The organism is Aeromonas sp. MR7 (assembly GCF_963899385.1).
Classification (GTDB): Bacteria; Pseudomonadota; Gammaproteobacteria; order Enterobacterales; family Aeromonadaceae; genus Aeromonas; species Aeromonas bestiarum.
Genome location: NZ_CAWQXH010000049.1, coordinates 54,997 through 75,176, shown reverse-complemented (window position 1 = coordinate 75,176; position 20,180 = coordinate 54,997). Strand labels below are relative to the sequence as shown.

At 62.8% G+C, this 20,180-nt stretch carries 21 protein-coding genes; 5 read left to right on the top strand and 16 right to left on the bottom strand.

The features are described from left to right. The first annotated feature begins 170 nt into the window (after positions 1 to 170). The 3 genes from metJ to AACW87_RS17845 all read left to right on the top strand — a co-directional run bounded on the left by metJ (position 171) and on the right by AACW87_RS17845 (position 1,712). Positions 171 to 494 carry a met regulon transcriptional regulator MetJ gene (metJ, locus tag AACW87_RS17855; RefSeq protein ID WP_005315809.1) on the top strand — a complete coding sequence of 108 codons (324 nt, stop codon included), beginning with the start codon at positions 171 to 173 and terminating at the stop codon, positions 492 to 494. 36 nt (positions 495 to 530) lie between these two features. Beyond that, positions 531 to 1,289: an AraC family transcriptional regulator gene (locus AACW87_RS17850; RefSeq protein ID WP_241325699.1), complete on the top strand. Its 759-nt coding sequence runs from the start codon at positions 531 to 533 to the stop codon at positions 1,287 to 1,289. Positions 1,290 to 1,373: 84 nt separating this feature from the next. After that, complete coding sequence (locus AACW87_RS17845) at positions 1,374 to 1,712, top strand: tRNA-binding protein (RefSeq protein ID WP_241325698.1); 339 nt, start codon at positions 1,374 to 1,376, stop codon at positions 1,710 to 1,712. 71 nt (positions 1,713 to 1,783) lie between these two features. On the opposite strand, the gene AACW87_RS17840 is transcribed toward AACW87_RS17845, so the two are convergent. From AACW87_RS17840 to nudE, 3 genes are all read right to left on the bottom strand, one after another. After that, on the bottom strand, positions 1,784 to 3,055 hold the full coding sequence (locus AACW87_RS17840) for an aromatic amino acid transport family protein (RefSeq protein ID WP_241325697.1): 1,272 nt from the start codon (positions 3,053 to 3,055) through the stop codon (positions 1,784 to 1,786). A 437-nt stretch (positions 3,056 to 3,492) separates the two neighbouring features. Next, positions 3,493 to 4,314, bottom strand: coding sequence for a 3'(2'),5'-bisphosphate nucleotidase CysQ (cysQ, locus tag AACW87_RS17835; RefSeq protein ID WP_042868960.1), 822 nt, complete (start codon positions 4,312 to 4,314; stop codon positions 3,493 to 3,495). 45 nt (positions 4,315 to 4,359) lie between these two features. Then, entirely contained in the window at positions 4,360 to 4,965 is a 606-nt protein-coding gene (gene nudE, locus AACW87_RS17830) for an ADP compounds hydrolase NudE (protein WP_445206861.1), read from the bottom strand. A 196-nt stretch (positions 4,966 to 5,161) separates the two neighbouring features. On the opposite strand from nudE, the gene yrfG reads away from it, so the two are divergent. Continuing rightward, positions 5,162 to 5,830: a GMP/IMP nucleotidase gene (gene yrfG, locus AACW87_RS17825; RefSeq protein ID WP_241325695.1), complete on the top strand. Its 669-nt coding sequence runs from the start codon at positions 5,162 to 5,164 to the stop codon at positions 5,828 to 5,830. A 134-nt stretch (positions 5,831 to 5,964) separates the two neighbouring features. Here the strand turns inward: yrfG and tyrS are convergent, their stop codons facing one another. Then, complete coding sequence (tyrS, locus tag AACW87_RS17820) at positions 5,965 to 7,233, bottom strand: tyrosine--tRNA ligase (RefSeq protein ID WP_241325694.1); 1,269 nt, start codon at positions 7,231 to 7,233, stop codon at positions 5,965 to 5,967. A 159-nt stretch (positions 7,234 to 7,392) separates the two neighbouring features. On the opposite strand from tyrS, the gene AACW87_RS17815 reads away from it, so the two are divergent. After that, positions 7,393 to 8,214 (top strand): helix-turn-helix transcriptional regulator, encoded by an 822-nt coding sequence (locus AACW87_RS17815; protein WP_241325693.1) that lies wholly within the window; start codon positions 7,393 to 7,395, stop codon positions 8,212 to 8,214. Between the two features lie 62 nt (positions 8,215 to 8,276). On the opposite strand, the gene exeN is transcribed toward AACW87_RS17815, so the two are convergent. The 12 genes from exeN to exeC form a co-directional block, all read right to left on the bottom strand. Further along, on the bottom strand, positions 8,277 to 9,035 hold the full coding sequence (gene exeN, locus AACW87_RS17810; RefSeq protein WP_098980844.1) for a GspN family type II secretion system protein ExeN: 759 nt from the start codon (positions 9,033 to 9,035) through the stop codon (positions 8,277 to 8,279). A gap of 97 nt (positions 9,036 to 9,132) precedes the next feature. Further along, a complete protein-coding gene (gene exeM, locus AACW87_RS17805; protein WP_043557439.1) occupies positions 9,133 to 9,624 on the bottom strand; it encodes a GspM family type II secretion system protein ExeM in 492 nt (163 codons plus the stop codon). Then, a complete protein-coding gene (gene exeL, locus AACW87_RS17800; protein WP_098980845.1) occupies positions 9,621 to 10,805 on the bottom strand; it encodes a GspL family type II secretion system protein ExeL in 1,185 nt (394 codons plus the stop codon). The genes exeM and exeL overlap by 4 nt, the downstream gene beginning before the upstream one ends. Positions 10,806 to 10,926: 121 nt before the next feature. Further along, positions 10,927 to 11,946, bottom strand: coding sequence for a GspK family T2SS minor pseudopilin variant ExeK (exeK, locus tag AACW87_RS17795; RefSeq protein ID WP_103471666.1), 1,020 nt, complete (start codon positions 11,944 to 11,946; stop codon positions 10,927 to 10,929). Next, positions 11,936 to 12,553 (bottom strand): GspJ family T2SS minor pseudopilin variant ExeJ, encoded by a 618-nt coding sequence (exeJ, locus tag AACW87_RS17790; protein ID WP_043557437.1) that lies wholly within the window; start codon positions 12,551 to 12,553, stop codon positions 11,936 to 11,938. The genes exeK and exeJ overlap by 11 nt, the downstream gene beginning before the upstream one ends. 182 nt (positions 12,554 to 12,735) lie before the next feature. After that, positions 12,736 to 13,095, bottom strand: coding sequence for a GspI family T2SS minor pseudopilin variant ExeI (gene exeI / locus AACW87_RS17785; RefSeq protein ID WP_043140785.1), 360 nt, complete (start codon positions 13,093 to 13,095; stop codon positions 12,736 to 12,738). Then, a complete protein-coding gene (exeH, locus tag AACW87_RS17780; RefSeq protein WP_241325692.1) occupies positions 13,092 to 13,643 on the bottom strand; it encodes a GspH family T2SS minor pseudopilin variant ExeH in 552 nt (183 codons plus the stop codon). The genes exeI and exeH overlap by 4 nt, the downstream gene beginning before the upstream one ends. Positions 13,644 to 13,806: 163 nt before the next feature. Next, on the bottom strand, positions 13,807 to 14,238 hold the full coding sequence (exeG, locus tag AACW87_RS17775; protein ID WP_042868940.1) for a GspG family T2SS major pseudopilin variant ExeG: 432 nt from the start codon (positions 14,236 to 14,238) through the stop codon (positions 13,807 to 13,809). 109 nt (positions 14,239 to 14,347) lie between these two features. Beyond that, on the bottom strand, positions 14,348 to 15,568 hold the full coding sequence (gene exeF / locus AACW87_RS17770; protein WP_043140779.1) for a GspF family T2SS innner membrane protein variant ExeF: 1,221 nt from the start codon (positions 15,566 to 15,568) through the stop codon (positions 14,348 to 14,350). Positions 15,569 to 15,639: 71 nt separating this feature from the next. Then, complete coding sequence (exeE, locus tag AACW87_RS17765) at positions 15,640 to 17,145, bottom strand: GspE family T2SS ATPase variant ExeE (protein WP_043557433.1); 1,506 nt, start codon at positions 17,143 to 17,145, stop codon at positions 15,640 to 15,642. Beyond that, positions 17,145 to 19,181, bottom strand: a complete 2,037-nt coding sequence (exeD, locus tag AACW87_RS17760; RefSeq protein ID WP_241325691.1) for a GspD family T2SS secretin variant ExeD — start codon at positions 19,179 to 19,181, stop codon at positions 17,145 to 17,147. Before exeD ends, exeE begins: the two co-directional genes overlap by 1 nt. Positions 19,182 to 19,202: 21 nt before the next feature. Further along, on the bottom strand, positions 19,203 to 20,051 hold the full coding sequence (gene exeC, locus AACW87_RS17755; protein ID WP_277606814.1) for a GspC family type II secretion system variant ExeC: 849 nt from the start codon (positions 20,049 to 20,051) through the stop codon (positions 19,203 to 19,205). Between the last annotated feature and the right edge of the window lie 129 nt (positions 20,052 to 20,180).

Below are 20,180 nucleotides of genomic sequence, written 5' to 3'. Positions count from 1 at the left end.
TGCCTCTGCCACGGCTATCCTGCCATTGCTGGCCTATGGTGAACCACCTTACGCCAGCATAAAAAAGCCGTCAACACTTCCAGACGTCTAAATGGCTTTGCTGTTGGATTGCCATTAATTTCCACAAGGGTTAAAATCCGCGCTCACGGCCAAACGAGAACAGGTGGATCATGGGTACAGAGTGGAACGGCGACTACGTCAGCCCCTACGCGGAACACGGTAAGAAGAGCGAACAGGTCAAGAAGATTACCGTCTCGATCCCGCTCAAGGTGTTGAAGGTGTTGACCGACGAGCGCACCCGTCGCCAGGTGAACAACCTGCGTCATGCGACCAACAGTGAGCTGCTCTGTGAAGCCTTCCTGCACGCGTTCACCGGCCAGCCGCTGCCCTGCGACGACGATCTGCGCAAGGATCATCCGGACAGCGTCCCCGCCGAGGTGCGCGCCATCATGGAAGCGCTGGGCAAAGAGATCGAAGATTTCGACGCAGAGTAATACCTGCGACCTATGCCAAACAGCAAACCCCCTTCGATGACGCGGCCCAGTGCCGCGTCATTGCTATCCGCAACCTCCCCCTTCAGCCTGCGCCGCTACCAGAGTGACATCTGCAGCCACAGCCACGACTTCGCCCAGCTGGTGATCCCTCTCGGTGGTCCCATTGAGATCGAGGTGCAGGGCCAGGGGCGTCGCCTCGCCCCCGGTTTTGTCTGCGTGATAGCCCCGGGCGAGCGGCACGACTACGCCGCCGACCCGGCCCTCTCATTTCTGGTGCAGGAGAGCGACTGGCTCCCCGGCGATCTGGCGGCCCACCCCTTTATCGAACTGGACGAGCCCCAGCGCCACTACCTCGCCTTCCTGCACCGCATGGTGGCCGAGGGGCGCCAGGTGGCGGGCATGGAGCAGGTGTGGCTCTCCCTGCTGGCACAAGGGCAAGGAGTGCACTCCTCTGCTCCCCCTCGTCTTGCCACCCGTATCCTCAAGGTGCAGCGCCATATCGAGGCCCACCTCGCCGAGCCCCTCGGCAATGAGCGGCTCGCCGCCATCGCCTGCCTCGGTCAGAGCCAGTTCAAGCACGCCTTTCGCCAGCAGCTGGGGATGAGCGTCTCCCACTACATACGGGCACGGCGCATGACGCTGGCACGCACCCTGCTTGCCCACACCCAACTGCCCATAGGCGAGATCGCCAGTCGCTGCGGCTACCAGAATCAGGGGGCCTTCGCCGAGCGCTTCCTGACCGAGAGCGGGCTGACCCCTTCCCTCTGGCGCCAGCAAAACGGCCTTCTGCCGTAACAGGGCGGCCAGTCACCGAAGACAGCCAGCGCCGTTTCGAGGCATGCTGAGGCCAATGCAAGGTGTGTGAAACGAGGAGCCAAGATGCAGACCATTAGCTGGCAGGATTTCGAGATGGTAGAGCTGAGAGTGGGCACCCTGGTGCGGGTCGAGCCCTTCCCCGAAGCGCGCCGGCCCGCCTACAAGGTGTGGGCGGATTTCGGCCCCGAGCTCGGGGTGCGCAAGAGCAGCGCCCAGATAACGGATCTCTATCGCCCGGAGGATCTGGTGGGACGCCAAATCGTCGCCGTGGTGAACTTTCCCCCCAAACAGATAGGCCCCATCCAGTCGGAGTTTCTGCTGACCGGTTTCTACCGGGCCGATGGCGCCGTGGTGATGGCCATTCCGGAACAAGTGGTGGAGAACGGCGCCAAGCTGGGCTGATGCCCTTGGCCCCATGAAAAAAGAGAGGCGACCCCGGGGTCGCCTCTCTCATTTTTTGCCGCAGCGCGCTGTTACTTCAACAGGCTGAAGATCAGCGCCGAGACCGCGAGCGACCCGGTCAGCAGGATGAAGCCGTTGGTCCAGCCCTGACGGAAGCGGGCCAGCGCCTCCACCTTGTAGATGGCCACCACCGGCATGATGAAGAGGATCATGGCGATGACGGGGCCGGAGAGGGTCTCCATCAGCCCCAGGATGCCCGGGTTGATGACGGCGGCGCCCCAGATGGCGAAGAACATCAGGACTATGCCGAGCCGGTCCGCCTTCGCCAGCGGCAGGCCGGTGGGCTTGGCGATCAGGCTTTTCAGGCTCTCGCGGGCACCGAGGAAGTGACCGAGGAAGGAGGTGCTGATGGCGATGAAGGCGATGAGCGGCCCCAGCGTCACTATCACAGGGTTGTCTGTGATGTTGGCGAGATAGGAGAGCACGGAGACGTTCTGCGCCTTGGCCTCGGCCAGCTGGGCCGGGGAGAGGCTCAGCACGCAGGAGAAGACGAAGAAGAGCACGAAACCCACCAGCATGATGGTGGTATTGCGCAGGATCAGGCCGCTCTTGGCCTCGGCCTGCTCGCCATATTCCCGCCGCTGCACGTTGGCAAAGCCCGAGATGGCGGCGGCATGGCTGAAGGCGAACACCGTGACCGGCAGCGCCAACCAGACGGTGTTGAGGAAGCTGCCGCCCTCAAAGGCGGTCATTTGTGGCCACTGCCACTGGGGAATGAGATAGCAGGAAAGCGCCGCCAGAATGGCCGCCAGCGGATAGACCATGAAGGCAAACGCCCGCAACATCGCCTTCTCTCCCGCCATCATCACGGCGATCATGGCGAACACCAGCAGGCCGGAGAGCATCACCCGGTTCGGGGTGGCCATGCCGAGCTGGTTGACCATGAAGCTCTCCACCGTGTTGGTCAGCCCCACCCCGTAGATGAGCAGGATCGGGAAGATGGAGAGGAAGTAGAGCGCCGAGATGAGGCGACCGGCCATCTTGCCGAAGTGCTCCTCGGCTACCTCGGTGAAATCGGCGTGAGGGCGGGAGGAGGAGAGCACGAAGCGCGCCAGCCCGCGGTGAGCCAGAAAGGTCATGGGACCCGCCAGCACGGCGATTATGACCAGGGGCCAGATCCCGCCCAGACCCAGGTTGATGGGCAAAAACAGTATGCCGGCGCCGACGGCGGTACCAAACAGGCTGATCGCCCAGTGGGTGTCATGGCGACGCCAGCGGCTGGTGCTGGCAACGGCGGGCTGGGAACCGGACAAATCCTTTACGACGTCTACAGATAAACTCATTACTAATCCACATTTTGTCAGTATTTTAATCTGAGCTTATTGTGGTTTATCAGGATTTAATTCTCAAAAAGCGGGACTGAAACATATCACTACCATAACGGGCTTCAGCCAGTGAGATTGGGAATCCAATCGGGATCACATAATCGAGTAAAACTACAAAAATCAATTTAAATGAAATATAAAACCAAATTCCTATTAATACTCACTTTTTTATTTTGCCCAATGGATCGTTTGCAGAATTACCTGAAAAAATCATGCCAATTACTCAAGAAGGATTGTGATCATCCACTGTCATTCTCGTGCTTTGCCAGCGGATATCCCTGCTCATCTGCGATAAAACCAGCGGATCACACCAAGCAAACAGGCGGCCCTGAGGCCGCCTGTTTGTGTCGTCTGACGACAGAGCATCCATCCGTCTGGTGGACGGCGACAGAGGATCAACCCGCCTGATGGGCCAGGATCTTGCCCCAGGCTAGATCCGGATCCCCCATGACGATGAAGTCCGGGTTCTCCAGCGACTCGGTTTCGTTGTAACTGAGCGGCTGCAGCGCCAGGCTGAGGATGCGGCCACCCGCCGCCTCGACGATGCACTGGGCAGCGGCGGTATCCCACTCGCCGGTGGGGCCGAGCCGCACGTAGCAGTCGGCCGCCCCTTCCGCTACCAGACAGGATTTGAGGGAGCTGGAGCCGAGCGGGATCAGCTCGTAGTTGATGGCCGGATTGAGACGACGGGTCAGGTTCTCCAGCTTCTGGCGACGGCTGATGGCCACCACCAGCGAATCGGGCTGATCGTGTTCGTGGTGCATGGCGCTGATGGGCAAGGTCTCGCCGTTCACCTCCTTGAAGGCGCCGTGGCCGCGCACCGCCCAGTAGAGCACGTCGGATTCGGGGGCATAGATGACGCCGAGCACGGGCACATTGTCCCGCACCAGGGCGATCAGGGTGGCGAAGTCGCCGCTGCCGGCGATGAACTCACCTGTGCCGTCGAGGGGATCTACCAGCCAGTACTGCCGCCAGTTGGCTCGCAGACTGAAGGGCACATCGGCCGCCTCTTCGGTCAGCACGGGCACATGGGGGGTGAGCGCCGACAGCGCCTGTTTGAGGTAGGCATCGGCAGCAAGATCGGCACTGGTGACCGGGGTCGCATCCTCCTTCAGCTGACGCTCGAACTGACCGCCGTGATAGATTTCGTGAAGGATACGCCCCGCTTCGCGGGCGATCTCCTTGACCCCAGGAACCCAGGCCAACAACTCCTGCATCTTGTTATCCTCTGTTTTTATTTATTGCCTCTGCCCAGGTTTGGGCTAGTTTTCCTGCTCCGCCAGCCACTTCTGGGCCAGCAGCAGGGCACTGATGCTGCGCGACTCGCTGAAGTCGGGTCGTGCCAGCAATTCGTCAATACGGTTGAGGGGCCAGGGGATCACCTCGAGGGGCTCGGGCTCATCACCTATCCGTTGCTCCGGGAAGAGATCCCGCGCCAGCAGTATGTCCATCCGGCTGGAGAAGTAACCGGGCGCCAGCGACACCTGCTTGAGGGGGATCAGGCTGTTGGCGCCGAAGCCCGCCTCCTCCATCAGCTCCCGGTTGCCCGCCTCGAAGGCGTTCTCGCCCGGGTCTATCAGCCCCTTGGGAAAGCCCAGCTCGTAAGAGTGGGTGCCCGCCGCGTACTCGCGCACCAGCAGCAGGGTGTGGGCATCGAACAGGGGCACCACCATGACGGCGCCCCGGTTGCCACCGCGCATCCGTTCGTAGACCCGCTCCTCTCCATTGCTGAATTTCAGATGCAGGGATTCCACCTTGAACAGCAGGCTCTCGGCCACTATCTCGGCCTTGAGGATCTCCGGTTTGCTCTTGTCATGCGCCATCTTCTCGACACTGAGGATCTCCGGTTTGCTCTTGTCATGCGCCATCTTCTCGACGCTGAGGTATTCGGGCTGGCTCTTGTGGTGGTCACTCATCAGGCGCTGGCTGCTCGTTAAAAAATCGTGCTTCAAGAGTAAACGACTCCCCGAGCGAACACCACGGGGCAAAGCGGCGAAAGCGGACGGAAAAATCCGTTATAATGCCGCCCCGTTTCCCTCCCCCTCATTGACCGCGAGAAGCCCCATGCCGACCCCCTTGCCCTGGCACCAGATAGACACAGTCCTGCTCGATATGGATGGCACCCTGATCGATCTCCATTTTGACAACCACCTCTGGCAGCAACTGGTGCCGGCGCATTACGCCGAGCGGCTCGGTCTGCCGCTGGATGAGGCCAAGGCGCGGATCGATCGGCACTATCACGCCGTCAGCGGCACCCTCGACTGGTACTGCGTGGATTACTGGAGCCAGACCCTGGGGCTGGACATACGCACCCTCAAGCAGGAGCTGCTGGAGAAGATCCGGTGGCGGCCCAACGCCATCCCCTTTCTGGCCGAGCTGCGGGCGGCAGGCAAGCGGCTGGTGCTCTTCACCAACGCCCACCCCGCCAGCCTGTCGGTGAAGGATGCGCAGCTGGGGCTGTCTGATCATCTGGATCTGATGGTGAGCACCCACGAGCTGGGCTGGTCCAAGGAGAGCCAGCACTGCTGGCAGGCGCTGGCGGAACGGCTGGCGTTCGAGCCGGCCCGTACCCTGTTTGTGGATGACAGCGAGCGGATCCTGCGCGCCGCCGCCGACTACGGCATCGGCTATCAGCTCGCCATCCAGAACCCTGACAGCCGCCAGCCCGAGCAGCACATCACCGCCTTCCCGGCGATCCGTGACTATGCCGAACTGCTGCCCCTCGCCCTCTGAACATCAAAAAATAAGCCGCTAATCGTCTTCTCCGTGATGCCGGGCAACTGCGGCTGGCAGAGCGAGCCTGCTGACTGCCGCACAATGGAAAGGGCTGCCCGGGCAGCCCTTTCTCGTTGCTATGGCGCAGCAGGCTACTCTGCCCACGCCACCAGCTGGTACTGCTTCTTGCCCCGGCGCAGCAGCAGGTAGCGGCCAAACAGCCGATCCTCTGCACTCAGCTGCTCATCCTGCTTGATGACGCCATTGAGACTGATGGCCCCCGCCGCCAGCAGTTCGCGGGCAATGCGCTTCGAGTTCGCCAGACCGCTCTCGACCAGCAGGCTGACCAGATCCGTCTCGCCACCGACGGTGCAGCTCGGCATGCCGTCTTGCGCCAGCTGGGCAAGATCGCTCTCGCCAAGGCGCGCCACCTCGCCGCTGAACAGCAGCTCGCTGATGCGACGCGCCGCAGCCAGCGCCGCCTTGCCGTGCACCAGTTCGGTCAGCTCGTCCGCCAGCACCTGCTGGGCCTGCTTGCGCCCCTGCCGCTGGGCATCTTCCGCTTCCAGCTCGGCAATCTCGGCCAGCGACATAAAGCTGTAGTAGCGCAGGAAGCGGTAGACATCTTCATCCGCGGTGCCGAGCCAGAACTGGTAGAAGGCGTAGGGCGAGGTGAGCGCAGGATCCAGCCAGACCGCGCCCCCTTCTGTCTTGCCGAACTTGGTACCGTCCGCCTTGGTGATGAGCGGCAACGTCATGCCGTACACCTGGGCCTGATGCAGACGGCGGGTGAGATCCATGCCGCTGGTGATATTGCCCCACTGATCGTTGCCACCGATCTGCAGGGTGCAGCCGAGCATCTGGTGCAGCACCGCAAAATCCTGGGATTGCAGCAGGGTGTAGGAGAACTCGGTAAAGGAGATGCCCTGATCCGGGCGGGCCAGCCGCTGGCGTACCGATTCCCGCGCCAGCATGGCGTTGACCGAGAAGTGCTTGCCGATGTCGCGCAGAAAATCGAGGGCCGACATCTGCCCCATCCAGTCGCCGTTGTTGACCAGCACAGGGGCCGACAGGCCGTCATCGGCGGGCAGCAGCGCCTTGATCTGGGCCGACAGGCTGGCGACCCAGCCCTGCACGGTTTCACTGCTGTTGAGGCTGCGCTCGGTCGCCTTGAAGCTGGGATCGCCGATAAGGCCTGTGGCCCCGCCCACCAGGGCCACCGGGGTGTGTCCCGCCAGCTGGAAGCGGCGCAGCATCAAGAGCGGCACCAGGTGACCTATGTGCAGGCTGCCGGCGGTGGGATCGAACCCGCAGTAGAGGGTACGCGGCGTGGCGAGATGATCGGCCAGTGCCGCCGGGTCGGAATTCTGGGCCACAAGGCCGCGCTCGGTCAGCTCATCGAGCAGGTGGGGGTTGATCATGGGTGCTCCAGCAGCAGGGGAAAAGTGGCCATACTCGCCGCTCTGGTGCGCTGCGGATATGTCCCCTAGGGGACAGTTTTGCCACTCTCGTGCTAGCATCCTGTCATAGTGGGGAGCGGCTCCCCACCCCCGGGAGCCCACCACCATGATTCAACGACCATGACCCAGCCATTCGCCACAGATGCCCTGACCCGCAGCATGACCGAGGTGGTCGATGCCCTGCACGGCAGCGCCTTTCCGGCGGCCCTGGTGCGTCTGATCCAGCAGCAGGTGGCGTTCGACTGCGCCCTGCTGCTCGGGGTCGGGCAGCGCCCCGTCTACCTCTACGACAACCTGAGCCACCAGCGGGCCCTGCTGTTTGACCGCTACCTCACCAGCCACTTCAGCCAGGACCCCTTTATGCTGGCGCTGGAACAGGGTCTGGAGGCCGGGGTCTGGACCCTGGCGCAGGTGTCACAAGGGCGGCTGGATCCCGAGTATCGCCACCACTTCTATCAGGCTACCGGCTGGCAGGAGGAGGTGGGGTTGATCCTGCCGGTGCGGGACGGACTGACGCTCATGCTGTTTCTCGGCCGCCTCGACAAGCGCAGCGTCTTGAGCCGCGGCGAGCTGACCCGACTGGAGGCGATCTTTCCGCTGGTACACTCCCTCTGCCGCCAGCAGTGGCAGCAGAGCCAGCCGCTGTTGGCGGAAAGCCCGGCGCTGCCTGACAGTGCCAGCCTGAAGGCCGCGGTGGCGCAGGCCATCGCCAGCGTGGGCGGAGATAGACTCACCCGCCGGGAGCGCCAGGTGGCGGGGTTACTGCTGCAGGGGCTGGATACCGAGGCGATCGCCACCGAGCTGGGGATTGGCAGCGGCACTGTGAAGAATCACCGCAAGCACCTTTACGGCAAGCTGCGGCTCGGCTCGCGCGCCGAGCTGTTCAGCTTCTTTCTGAACCATCTCATCACGGCGCCGAGCGGCGAGACTGGAGCCCCATAACGACAGGACCCCACCGAAGCGGGGTCCTGTTCATCCTTTTTCCAGACAGTCAGACGATGTCGTCAGATGCGGCCCTGATAGCGCAGCGGGAAGCGCCCCTGACCGTCGGGCTGACCGAGGAAGGGCAGCCCCTGCTTCATCTGATCCGGCAGTTCCGGGCCCGGTTTGAGGGTGCCCTGGAACAGGTACTGGCGATTGGGCTGCAGCTCCAGCTTGCCCAGCACCTGCACCGCCTCCGAGCCCTGCTTGAGCTCGGCCACCAGCCGGGAGTCGATGCAGGTCAGCTTGAGCTCGGGATCCCCCAGCGGCAGCTTGCCGGCCGGGGTATCGGCATCGGCACCATACCAATGGAGGTTGCCGTAGAGGTTGTCACACCAGGGATTGCCCTGGGCAAACTGATCGACCTTGAGCTGCAGCTGGCCCGCCACCGTCAGCGGGAACGGCAGCCGCATGGGCACCCGATCCAGCACCCAGGACGCGGGCACGTTGAGGGTGATGTCGCGACCAAAGGCGGCGCCGTTCCAGCCGACCACGCCCTGGCCGTTGAGGCCGCTGCGATCACCGAAACGCAGGGAGACCTCGGGGGCGAAGCGCAGCAGCGACCAGCCGTTGAGCTCCCAGCGCAGCTGGGTCAGCGACTCGCTGGCGTATTGCAGCCGGGCGACCTGGCCGCTCCAGAGGGTGCCGCTCACCCCTTCCAGCTGCACCAGGTTGGGCGGCAACGGCAGATGGCGCACCACCAGGGTGGCTGGCAGCTTTACCAGCAGAAAACCGAGATAGGCCACCAGGAACAGGACGGCGATCAGTACTTTTTGCTTCATAGAAAACGACTCGATTGCAAATATCTGGCCTTGGCCAGGCCCGGCACCATACCGGGACGAGATGCAGGAAACCGGACGACGCCCGGCACGCCTGGCGTCATTGGGGACGACTCAACTGCAGGCGTCTGACCTTGACCAGACCCGGCGCCAGATTCTCGCGGGCCACCTCGATCACCTGCACCTGTACACCGTGCTGATCGGCCAGGCTCGCCAGCCAGATCAGCAGATCATCGAACTGGACCGTATCGATCCACACCTGCAGCTCCTGACCCTGGGGTTGCAGACGGGCAATCTTGATCTTCTGGTTGAAGGCGGTGCGGTTCACCACCCCTTCTAGGGTACCGCTGGTGTCGATCTGGCGGCCCTGACCGCCCTGCATCGCCAGCACCTCTTCCCCCTTCTCTTTCAGCCAGGCGAGCGTCTGTTGCTGGCTCAGCACCTGCCGCTCGCGCTCGGCGATGCGGTTGGCGATGGGTTGCCAGACGATCCAGTAGCAGAACCCGATAAGCAGGCAGCTGCCCCCCACGGCCACCAGCCGCTGCTCGCGGGCGCTGATGCTGCGCCACCAGCCTTGTAGTTTGTCCATCATGATGATTTACCCTTCAGCACCAGTGCCCCTTCAACCTTGCCCTCTGTGCTGCGCACCTCGCCCTGCTGCACCTCGAAGCGCTTGCCCGCCAGTTCGCGAAAGCGCTCTATCTCGGCGAAACCGGGCGCCGTCACCTGCAATCTCAGCTCGCCCCTGGCGGCGTCGAAACGCAACACCTGCGGCTTGAGGCCCGGCACCTCGGCAAAGGTGGGGGCCAGTTCGGTCAGCAGCAAGAGCACGCCATCCTGCGGGGTCTGCCCCAGCAACTTGAGGTGCTGTGCCATCTGGCTGCGTACGTTGACGATGCGGTTCTCCCCCGGGAAGATGCGGGTGTAGACCTGCCGGATCTCGGCCTTGAGGGCCTTGTCCTGCTCCGCCAGCTGATAAAGATGCATACCGCGCTGGGTCAGCGCCACCAGCAGCAAGAGCCCGGCCACCACGGCCACCTTGCGCCACTGCAGCCAGTAGCGGGAGTATTCGGTCTGCGGCCGGTAGGGGCCCTGCAACAGGTTGGCCTGGCAGTTCAGCGCCCCTTTGGCCAGCAGCAACATGGGCAGTTCGGGATCCGCCGCCAGCCAGTTGGCCGCCGGGATCGCCGGCAAGGGGGTATGGCTGTGGATGGTGACGGGGTCGGCCTCGGCCGCCAGCAACATGGCCAGCAGCGACTCGTCGGCCACTATGCCCTGACAGGGGCCCTGACGCAGCAGCCACTCCTTGCCAAGTTGCAGGGCAGACCAGCCGTCGGCAGCGGGCGGCAGGGCCAGTACGTCCGGCAACAGCTGCTGGCTCTTGAGGCCCGCCTGCTGCAGCCAGCCCAGCCAGATCTGCATCTTCTCCTTGTCGACCGCCATCAGGTCCACCTCGTGGCCCTCGTGGCCCAGCACCACCAGATGCAGCTCATCCACGTCGGATGCGATCTGCTCCTCCAGCAGGTAGGGCAAGGCGGCCGCGGCCTGGCGATTGTATTTGCCCGGCAGGCTCACCCGCCGGAAGATAAGATCGCTGCCCGGTACCAGGGTCACCACGGGGCGGCCACCGGCACGCTCCCGCAACTCGCCGAGGGCATGGGCCGAGGCCAGGGTGCCGGAGGCAATGATCTCCTCCTCCTTGGCCGACCACACCAGCCACTCGACCGGTTGCTGCGCATTGGTCCCCAGACGGATGACCAGACTCTCGCTCACAAATATCTCTCCTGCCATTCCCGTCCGCATCCCTCTGGATGGGCGGGAGCGCAGCCCTCGGCTGCTGTCCAATACGGGGTCAGGGCGGGTACGGCCAGCGGCCGCCACCCACACCTGTCTGTCATTCGGCGCCGCCGTTGAGGCGACGCAGCATCACCAGCTTGTTGTCCTTGCCACGCACGAAGACGCTTTCCAGCCTGGCCCGGGTATCACCCACCTCGGCGATCAGCCTGGCCTCGAAGTAGCTGCTCTTGACGTCCAGTACGGCATCCAGCCCGGGGATGGTGCTCAGCGGTACCGGCATCTGATCCGTCATCGCCTTTTTCTCCTTCCACCCCTTCTGGGGGCGGCTGGTCAGCACCCGCTTGGCGTCATCGAGCCCCACCTTGTCCAGATAGAGGGCCACCAGCAGCGCCGCCTGTTCCGGCTTGATGGTGTTGATGTTCACCAGCAGCTTGTCGCTCGGCAGGGCGCAGACATAAGGCGCCAGTCGGGCATACAGCCTGGCGCTCACACCGCGCACCGCCCTCAGCTCGTCCGTGCTGAGCATCCACTGGTTCGCGGTCAGATAAGGGGGCGTCAGCCCCTCGTAATAGGCATCCTCGGCGCCGTAGCTGGAGACCAGTGCCGTGTCCTTGTCGGTCCAGTCGCGGATGGCGTCGGTCAGCTGCACCGCCTCGTAATCCTCGACCTCGAGCTGCTTGAGCAGGGCGCGAAACGCCTTCACCGGATAAGGCTGCTTCTCGAGGTCGTCGCCGCTGATCCCGTCTTTCAGGGGCACGCTCAGGCTGTTGAGGTTGAAGCAGGATTGCAGATCCCGCACCCGGCCGGTCAGCTTGCCGTCATCCACCGGGAAGACAGCATCCTGCCTGGCCCAGTTCTGCCCCAGGTTCACCACATTGGGGTCATCCTTGAAATCCTGAACCAGCACCTTGCTCACCAGGGCTTCCGCCGACATGGCATACCACCAGGCCTGCTTGCCGGCGGTGAGGTTGCCGGTACGGCGCAACTCCAGCTGCAGGCGGCCACTCATGTTGCTGGCGATGATCACCATCACCGACAAGATGAGCAGCACCACCAGCAGGGCCATGCCCCCCTGGCGACGACAAGACGGCATGCTGCCGGTCCGCTTAGTTCGCATTTTCAGCTCGCTGGCCACCGGCCCCGATAAGGAACTGGCGGCGAAGGGTGCCGTAATCTTCCAGATCCAGCTCCACCGCCAGGCCATAAGGCAGCACGTTGCGCTGGGTCCACTCCTCCTTCCAGGCCCCCTTGTCGTAAAAATAGAGCCGCAGCGCCGTCACCCGATCCAGCATGGGCTGGATGCGCGGCTCAGTGCCTATCACGGGATCCGGGTAGAGATAGCTCAGCCGCTCCAGCTTGTGATCCTTGAGCCGCCAGCCGACCCGCTGCAAACCGGAACGTGGCAGCATGCCATCCGGATTGAGCCAGCCACCGCGAATGAAGGCCATGCCCCAGTCATCGCTCTGCTGGCCGAAGCGGGATGCCGCCAGCAGCACCTTGTTGTTCTCGCCGTCGATACGGCCGCTGCGGGGCACCATCTGGGTGATGTCCCGCTCCATCAGGGTGAAGGCCAGCTGCAACTCGGAGAGGCGGGCCTCCTTCTTCTTGGCCACCTCGTCGCTGGTGAGCACCCCTTGCAGCACCTGATAGGCGCCCATGCTGAGGCTGGCGAAGATGGCGATGGCCACCAGCATTTCCAGCAGGGTGAAGCCGCCCTGACGCATGCAATGCCGAACTCGCGGCCTTGGTACTGGCGATGGCCGCATCGACGCCTCCAGCAGGGTGAAGCCGCTCTGACGCATACAATGCCGAACTCGTGGCCTTGGTACTGGCGATGGCCGCATCGATGCCTCCAGCAGGGTGAAGCCGCTCTGACGAGACTTCATTTGGGTGTCGTTGGCTGTTGTCATCGGCTGATATAGGTCCGGATGAAGGCCACTGGGCTCTCGGCCTTGGGCGCGGTACGCACTTCCATATCCAGCGCCTTGAAGTTGTTGTCGGCGGTGGCGACGCCGCGATAGCGCCAGTACCAGGTCTGGCCCGCCATCTGCTCGTCCCCCTCCACCCAGCTGTCACCGGGCCACTTGGCCTCCAGCTTCTGCTGCACCAGCTGATTCTCCACCACCCAGGTCGCCAGCGTCTTCTCTTCCAGATAATTGAGCGCAGAGAGGTGCTCGCTGGCGGTTTTCATCACGGCGAGACCCGCGATGGCAAACACCGCCAGTGCGACCATGACTTCCAGCAATGTCATGCCACGGGCGTTCATTCCTCTTCCTCCTCGTCCTGCAGCAGTCGCAAGCGGCCGAATTCATCCGCCTTGACCGTACGCAGGTAGCGCACATCCTCATCCTGCTGGGTCAGCGTCAGCACGAAGGGGCTGAGCTCGCCACCGGGGAAGATCAGCACCTGGGGCGTGCGCTCCTTCTCGTCCCGACCCCGCTCGGTTTTCTCGTCGGACTCGGTTCGCCAGCTGAACCCTTCGAGTTCGATGGCCAGCAACATGGTGTCGGGCAGTTGTACCTGTCCCAGGATCTTGTCGCCGGTCAGCGCCTGCCACTTGCGATCCTTGGCGGCACGCTGCATGAACTGCCAGCCGCGATCCTCGATGCGAAGCCCCACCAGCCGGCCATCCATCACCGAATACTCCTGCGCCTGTTGCAGGGTCGCCATGAAGCGGCGCGCCTGCTTGTCGAGCTCGCGATCGCCTCTGGCGCCTCCCATGCTGAGGGTGACGGCGGTGGCCACCAGCCCCATCAGCATGGCCACCAGCAATACTTCCAGCAGGGTGAAACCCGACTGGCGATGACGCCTCATTGGTCCCACCCCACCAAGGTGACGACAGCAGACTCCCGCCTCATCAGCATGGCGCCACTCAACATCACCTCCCGCAGGGTGAAGCCGGCTTGGCGATGACGAGACGACGAGCCCCTCACGGCAGCCTCATCCACAGCAGCTTGATGGCAGCGCAATCAATCACTTATTGGAAATCCTTCAGATTCCAGTTGCCGATGTCGTCATCGGTACCGGCTTCGCCATCCAGCCCCATGGAGAAGATGTCGATCTTGCCAAACTGGCCCGGGCTCAGCATCTGGTACGGGTTGCCCCAGGGATCCTGCGGCAGGCGCTTGATGTAGCCGCCGTCACGGTAGCTGCGCGGCTCGGGGGCGGCGGTCGGCTTGTTGACCAGTGCGTCCAGGCCCTGCTCCGTGGTCGGGTAACGGTTGTTGTCCAGCTTGTACATGTCGAGGGCATTTTCCAGCGCCACTATATCGGAGACGGCTTTCTGCTGGTCAGCCTTCTCCTTGTTGCCCATCAGGTTGGGCACCACCAGGCTGGCCAGGATCCCGAGGATCACTATGACCACCATGACTTCCAGCAGGGTAAAACCGGATTGACGACGCTTTTGCATGACTTACTCCCTAACGAAATGAGATGGCGCAGGCCATCAGAGATTGACCATATTGTTGAGTTCAAGCGGGTTGACGGCAGAAACGACCCGGGTCAGCTGCACGCCAACATCATAAATTCACCATGTTGTTGAGCTCGAGGATCGGCTGCAGGATCGACATCACGATAAACAGCACGACCCCGGCCATGGAGACCACCAGCAGGGGCTCGAACACGCCGAGGGCGATGTTCACCTGGGTTTCAAATTCCCTGTCCTGGTTGTCAGCCGCCCGCTCCAGCATGCTGTCGAGCTCGCCGCTCTGCTCGCCGGAGGCGATCATGTGCAGCATCATGGGCGGGAAAATCTTGGTTTCATCCAGTGCCTTGCGCAGGCTGGTCCCCTCCCGCACCCGTTCGGTGGCCTCACCGATGCGAGTACGGGCGAAGTCATTGGAGAGCACCTCGCCGGCAATCTTCATCCCCTCCAGCAGGGGGACGGCGCTGGCGTTGAGTATGCTGAGGGTGCGGGCGAAGCGGGCCGTGTTGAGACCACGGCTGACCCGGCCTATGACCGGCAGGCGCAGCACCACCTGATGCCAGTGACGGCGACGCTTCTCGTCGGTCAGCCACCAGCGCCAGACAAACCCACCGATAAACAGCAGCAGCAGGAACCAGAGGCCGTAATGCTGCATCAGCTCGCTGGTACCGATGAGGAAACGGGTCGTCGCAGGCAGTTGCTGACCCATGTGTTCAAACTGGGCCACCACCTTGGGCACGACTGCGGTGAGCAGGATCGAGATGACCCCGACCGCCACCAGAGTGAGGACTATGGGGTAGATCATCGCCTGCAGCAGCTTGGTGCGCATGTGCTGGCGCTGCTCCGTGTAGTCGGCGAGCCGGTTCAGCACCTTCTCCAGATGGCCCGATTTTTCACCGGCCGCCACCATGGAGCGAAACAGCTGATCGAACACGTGAGGGAAGGCCCCCAGCGAATCGGCCAGCGAGTAACCTTCTACCACCTTACTGCGTACCGTCGCCACCAGGCTGCGCAGATGGGCCTTCTCGCACTGCTCGGCCACCGCCCGCAGCGCCTCTTCGATGGTCAGCCCTGCGCCCACCAGGGTCGCCAGCTGACGGGTGATGAGGGCCAGCTCTGAGGTGGAGGCGCCACGGCGAAACAGCACGAAGCGATTCGCTTCCCGCTTTGCCTTCTCTGTGGTCTCGTTCACCTCGAGCGGGGTCAGCCCCTGCTCACGCAGTTGCTGGCGCACCTGACGGGCCGAGTCACCCTCGGTCACCCCCTGCTTCTGGCGCCCCTTGCTGTCGAGGGCTTTGTATTCAAATGCTGACAATACTCTTGCTCCTCTGCCCTAGCACTGTGACGTCTCGTTATCCCGATTCAAATCGCTTGCCTGACCGGACATCAATCTTCCCGGGTCACGCGCAGCACCTCTTCGAGGCTGGTCTGCCCCTTGAGCACCTTGTCGATGCCGTCGCGGCGTATGCTGGGGGTATGGTCCCGGATCAGCCGCTCGATGGCGAGCTCGCCGCTGGCGCTGTGGATCGCCTCGCGCACCGCCTCGTCGATCACCACCAGCTCGTGAATGCCGGTCCGGCCGCGATAGCCGGTGTGGTTGCACTGCTCGCAGCCAACCGGCCGCCACACCTGCTGATCCGGCGCCAGTTCCATGCCCATGGCCAGACGCTCCTGCTCCGTGATGGGGCGCGGGGCACGGCAATCCGGGCAGAGGGTGCGCACCAGCCGCTGGGCCAGCACAGCCAACAAGGACGAGGAGAGCAGGAAAGGCTCTATCCCCATGTCCCGCATCCGGGTGATGGCACCTATGGCGGTGTTGGTGTGCAGGGTCGACATCACCAGGTGACCGGTCAGCGACGCCTGCACCGCTATCTGGGCGGTCTCGAGGTCGCGAATTTCCCCCACCATCACCACGTCCGGATCCTGACGCAGAATGGCGCGCAGGCCGCGGGCGAAGGTCATGTCCACCTTGGTGTTGACCTGGGTCTGACCCACACCCTCCAGGTCATATTCGATAGGGTCTTCCACCGTGAGAATGTTGCGATCCCGCGAGTTGATCTCGGAGAGCGCCGCATACAGGGTGGTGGACTTGCCCGAACCGGTCGGGCCCGTCACCAATATGATGCCGTGGGGCTTGCGAATGAGTTCGCTGATGATGTTGCGGTTGGCCAGCGTCATGCCGAGCTGCTTGAGCTCGAGGCGCACGTTGTTCTTGTCGAGCAGACGCAATACCACCCGCTCGCCGTAGCTGGACGGCATGGTCGACACCCGCACGTCCACCGCCCGGCCACCGATACGCAGCGAGATGCGGCCATCCTGGGGCACCCGCTTCTCGGCTATGTCCATCCGCGACATGACCTTGATGCGCGACACCAGCAGGGAAGCCAGCTTGCGATGAGGACGCAGTATCTCCCGCAACACGCCATCGATGCGGAAGCGAATGACCAGCACCCGCTCGAAGGTCTCGATATGGATGTCAGACGCCTCCTCTTTTATCGCCTCGCTCAACATGGCGTTGATGAGGCGAATGATGGGGGCGTCGTCATCTGCGTCCAGCAGATCCTCGCTCTGGGGCAGCTCTTCCGCCAGGGCAAAGAAGTCCATCTCGTTGCCGAGATCTTCCATCAGCTGGCGCGCCTCGGAGGAGTCGCGCTGGTAGTGCGCCATCAGCAGCTCTTCAAACTCGTCACTGCCGAGCTGCTCCACCTCGAAGGCGCAGCCCGCCACCCGCCGCACCTCCAGCAGGGTTTGCGGCGCCACCCCAGGACGACACAGCAGCAGGGGGGTCCCCTGCCGCTCGGTCAGGACGACACCGAAGTTGCGGGCAAAGGCGAACGGCAGCTCGGGCAGGGCCGCAGGCAGACTCGTGTCATCGAGCTGGTACGCTGCCATTACTTGTTACCCACGAATGGCTGAGCTCCGTCGGCCGTCGCCTGCTGGCGCGCCTTCATCAGCTCGATCTGCTTCTGTACCTCGGGCGACTGGGTCACATCCTGGCCATATTCAGGCAGCACCTGGCGTTTGGGCGAGGTGAGATAACCCTCCTGAGAGGACGCCTCGATCTGCTCGGCCCGGAACAGGGTGTACTTGTTGCTGGAGATGCCGGAGTAGACGTTGGCATCCCGTAATATGGTGGGCCGGATAAAGACCATCAGGTTGCGCTTGGAAGTACTGTTGTTGGTAGAGCGGAACAGATAGCCCAGCACAGGGATATCCCCGAGCAGCGGTACCTTGGAGACGGTTTCACTGGTTTTCTCATCCATCAGGCCGCCCAGCACCACAGTCTCGCCACTCTTCACCAGCACGGCGTTCTTGATGGTGCGGGTATCGAAGGTGGGACCCAGTGTTGCAGTACCCTCCGCTGGCTTGTTCGCCACACTGGAGACCTCCTGCTCGATAGTGAGCAGCACGGAGTCCCCTTCGTTGATCTGCGGCGTCACCACCAGCTTGGTGCCCACCGTCTTGCGCTCTATGGTGTTGAACACCTGATCGCTGGTGGTGGAACTCTGGGAGCCACTCTGCACCGGCACTTCCTGGCCGACGTTGAAGGAGGCTTCCTTGTTGTCCATGGTGACGATACTCGGGGTGGAGAGAATATCGCTCTTGGTGTTGGTAGCGAGCGCCGTTACCAGCGCGGCCCAGTTGCCGGTGTAGAAACCGGCCGCCATGCCGTTGAAGTCTTTCGCCAAGGCAGCCAGACCCGTGGTAGTGCCGTTCTTCTGGTAATCCTTGGCGGCAATGGCCACCGAACCGATAGGCAGACCGGTATTGGTAAACTGGGTGCCGCCGCCGTTGGTATTGGCCCACTGGACCCCGAGGTTGAGGCCGTCGCCGTCGGCGATCTCGACTATGATCGCCTCAACCAGCACCTGGGCGCGGCGGATATCCAGCTTGGCGACCACCTGCTCCAGCTCGGCCATCACATCCGGCTGGGCCGTGATGACCAGGGCATTGGTGGTCTCGTCGGCAGAGATGGCCAGCTTGCCACCCCCTATGCTGGCGCCGCCACCCGCTGTCGTGGTGGTGCCGCCGCCCTTCTTGTCCGCTTCTATGCTGGAGCTGACGCCCTTGAGCACCTCCACCATGTCCTTGGCCTTGCCATATTTCAGGTAGAAGACCCGGGTGTTGCCCTGGCTCTGCAGATCCCGATCGAGCTGGCGCACCATCTGTATGATGCGGGCCCGCGCCTTGGGTTCGCCACTGACCACCACAGAGTTGGTACGCTCGTCGGCCACCACCTTGGGGGCCAGCAGCAGGGAGGTGTTGCCGCCCTGACTGTTGCCATCCTTGTTGAGGTTGGTCACCAGCCGCACCATCTCGCCGGCGGAGGCATATTTCAGCTTGATGATATCCACTTCCTGATCGCCCGCCTTGTCGACCCGGCGTACTACTTCCACCAGACGGTTGACCACGGCGGCACGGCCCGTGATGAGCAGCACGTTGGAGGGATCGTAATGGACCACGTTGCCGCCACCGGCGTTGTCATTGAGCTGACGCAGCAGGGGCGCCAGTTCGCGCACCGAGACGTTGCGCACCGGTACCACCCGGGTCACCATCTCGTCGCCTATGCCCGGGTTGGTCTCATCCACCACTGGAATGGCCGAAGTCTTGGCGTCCTTGGAGCGCACTACCTTGAGCACACCGTTATCCATGGGCACCACGGCAAAGCCATAGACGTCGAGCACGCTCAGGAAGAACTGGTAGTACTGCTCCTCGTTGAGCAGGTCGTAACTGCGGACGTTGATCTTGCCGCGCACCGAAGGCTCTATGATGATGGTCTTGCTCAGGTTCTTGCCGACCGTGTTGATGAACTCTTCGATGTCGGCATTCTTGAAGCTGGCAGAATACTCGGTGGCCCAGGCGGAGCCCGCCATCATCAGCGCTGCCGCAACCGTGGCCAGACGCCAGCCCTTCCCTTTATTTATCATTCTTGGTGCTACTCCAAATCATTATTCTGACAAGCCGACATAAACGTCGTAGAGCTGTCCTTGCCGCTCGACGGTGACGGTCATTTCCGTGGCGCCAGCCACCTGCTGCATTGCCTGCATGGCCTGAGCGTTATCCCGCAAATCCAGGCCATTGATGCTGACCGCCATGTCGTTGGCGACCAGACCGAGTTGATTGAACAGCTCTGGATTGCTGCCCGGATTGAGGCGATAGCCGACCATGCGGCCATCTACCCGCACCGGGGAAATATTGAGGTAATCGGTGATCTTGCCTGGGTTGCCCAGCAGTTCACTGCGCACCGAGGAGAGCTTGTCATCCTGATTGCCCGGTTTGGGCAACGGCTTTCCGTACTCTTCCCCGTCCAGCATCAGGGTCTCGTCCCGCCCGTCCAGCTCTATGATGACGCGATCGGCGAACACCTGACGGATCTTGGCCTGGGTGCCATCGATGAAATCACCGATGCCATAGGAGTTCTGCACGCCGTTGTGGGCGATGATGGCGATGGATTTGGCCGGATCTGAGCTCGCCAGCACACCGTTGAGCTGGGCGTTGAGCTGAGTCTTGGGGGCATCGGCTGCGACAGCATCGGCCGCCTGGGCCTGTTGCTTCGCCTTGCCGAACAGCGATAGCCGGCTGATGCCGCTGAGATCGAGCCGGGCCGAACCTTGGCCCTGACTGGCGACCATGGCCGGCTGCCAGGGTTGGCTGGCCTGCTGGCTGCCGAGATCCAGCAGACGCCAGGTGAGACCGGCGCACTGGTGGGCCAGCAACAGCAGCAGAAGCCAGAACAGGGGCTGGCTGAAACGGGAGAGCGGCACGGTTTTGCAACGGGCCAGAAGGGAGCTCAACAAGTCATCCCTGAACGGTAGCGTCATGTTTATCAATATATTCTGGCATCCAAATCGGTTGGCTATTGTGTACGGCAATGGACCCAGAGACAACCGACCGGATGGGATGATGCTGCGAAAATTGACATTCCG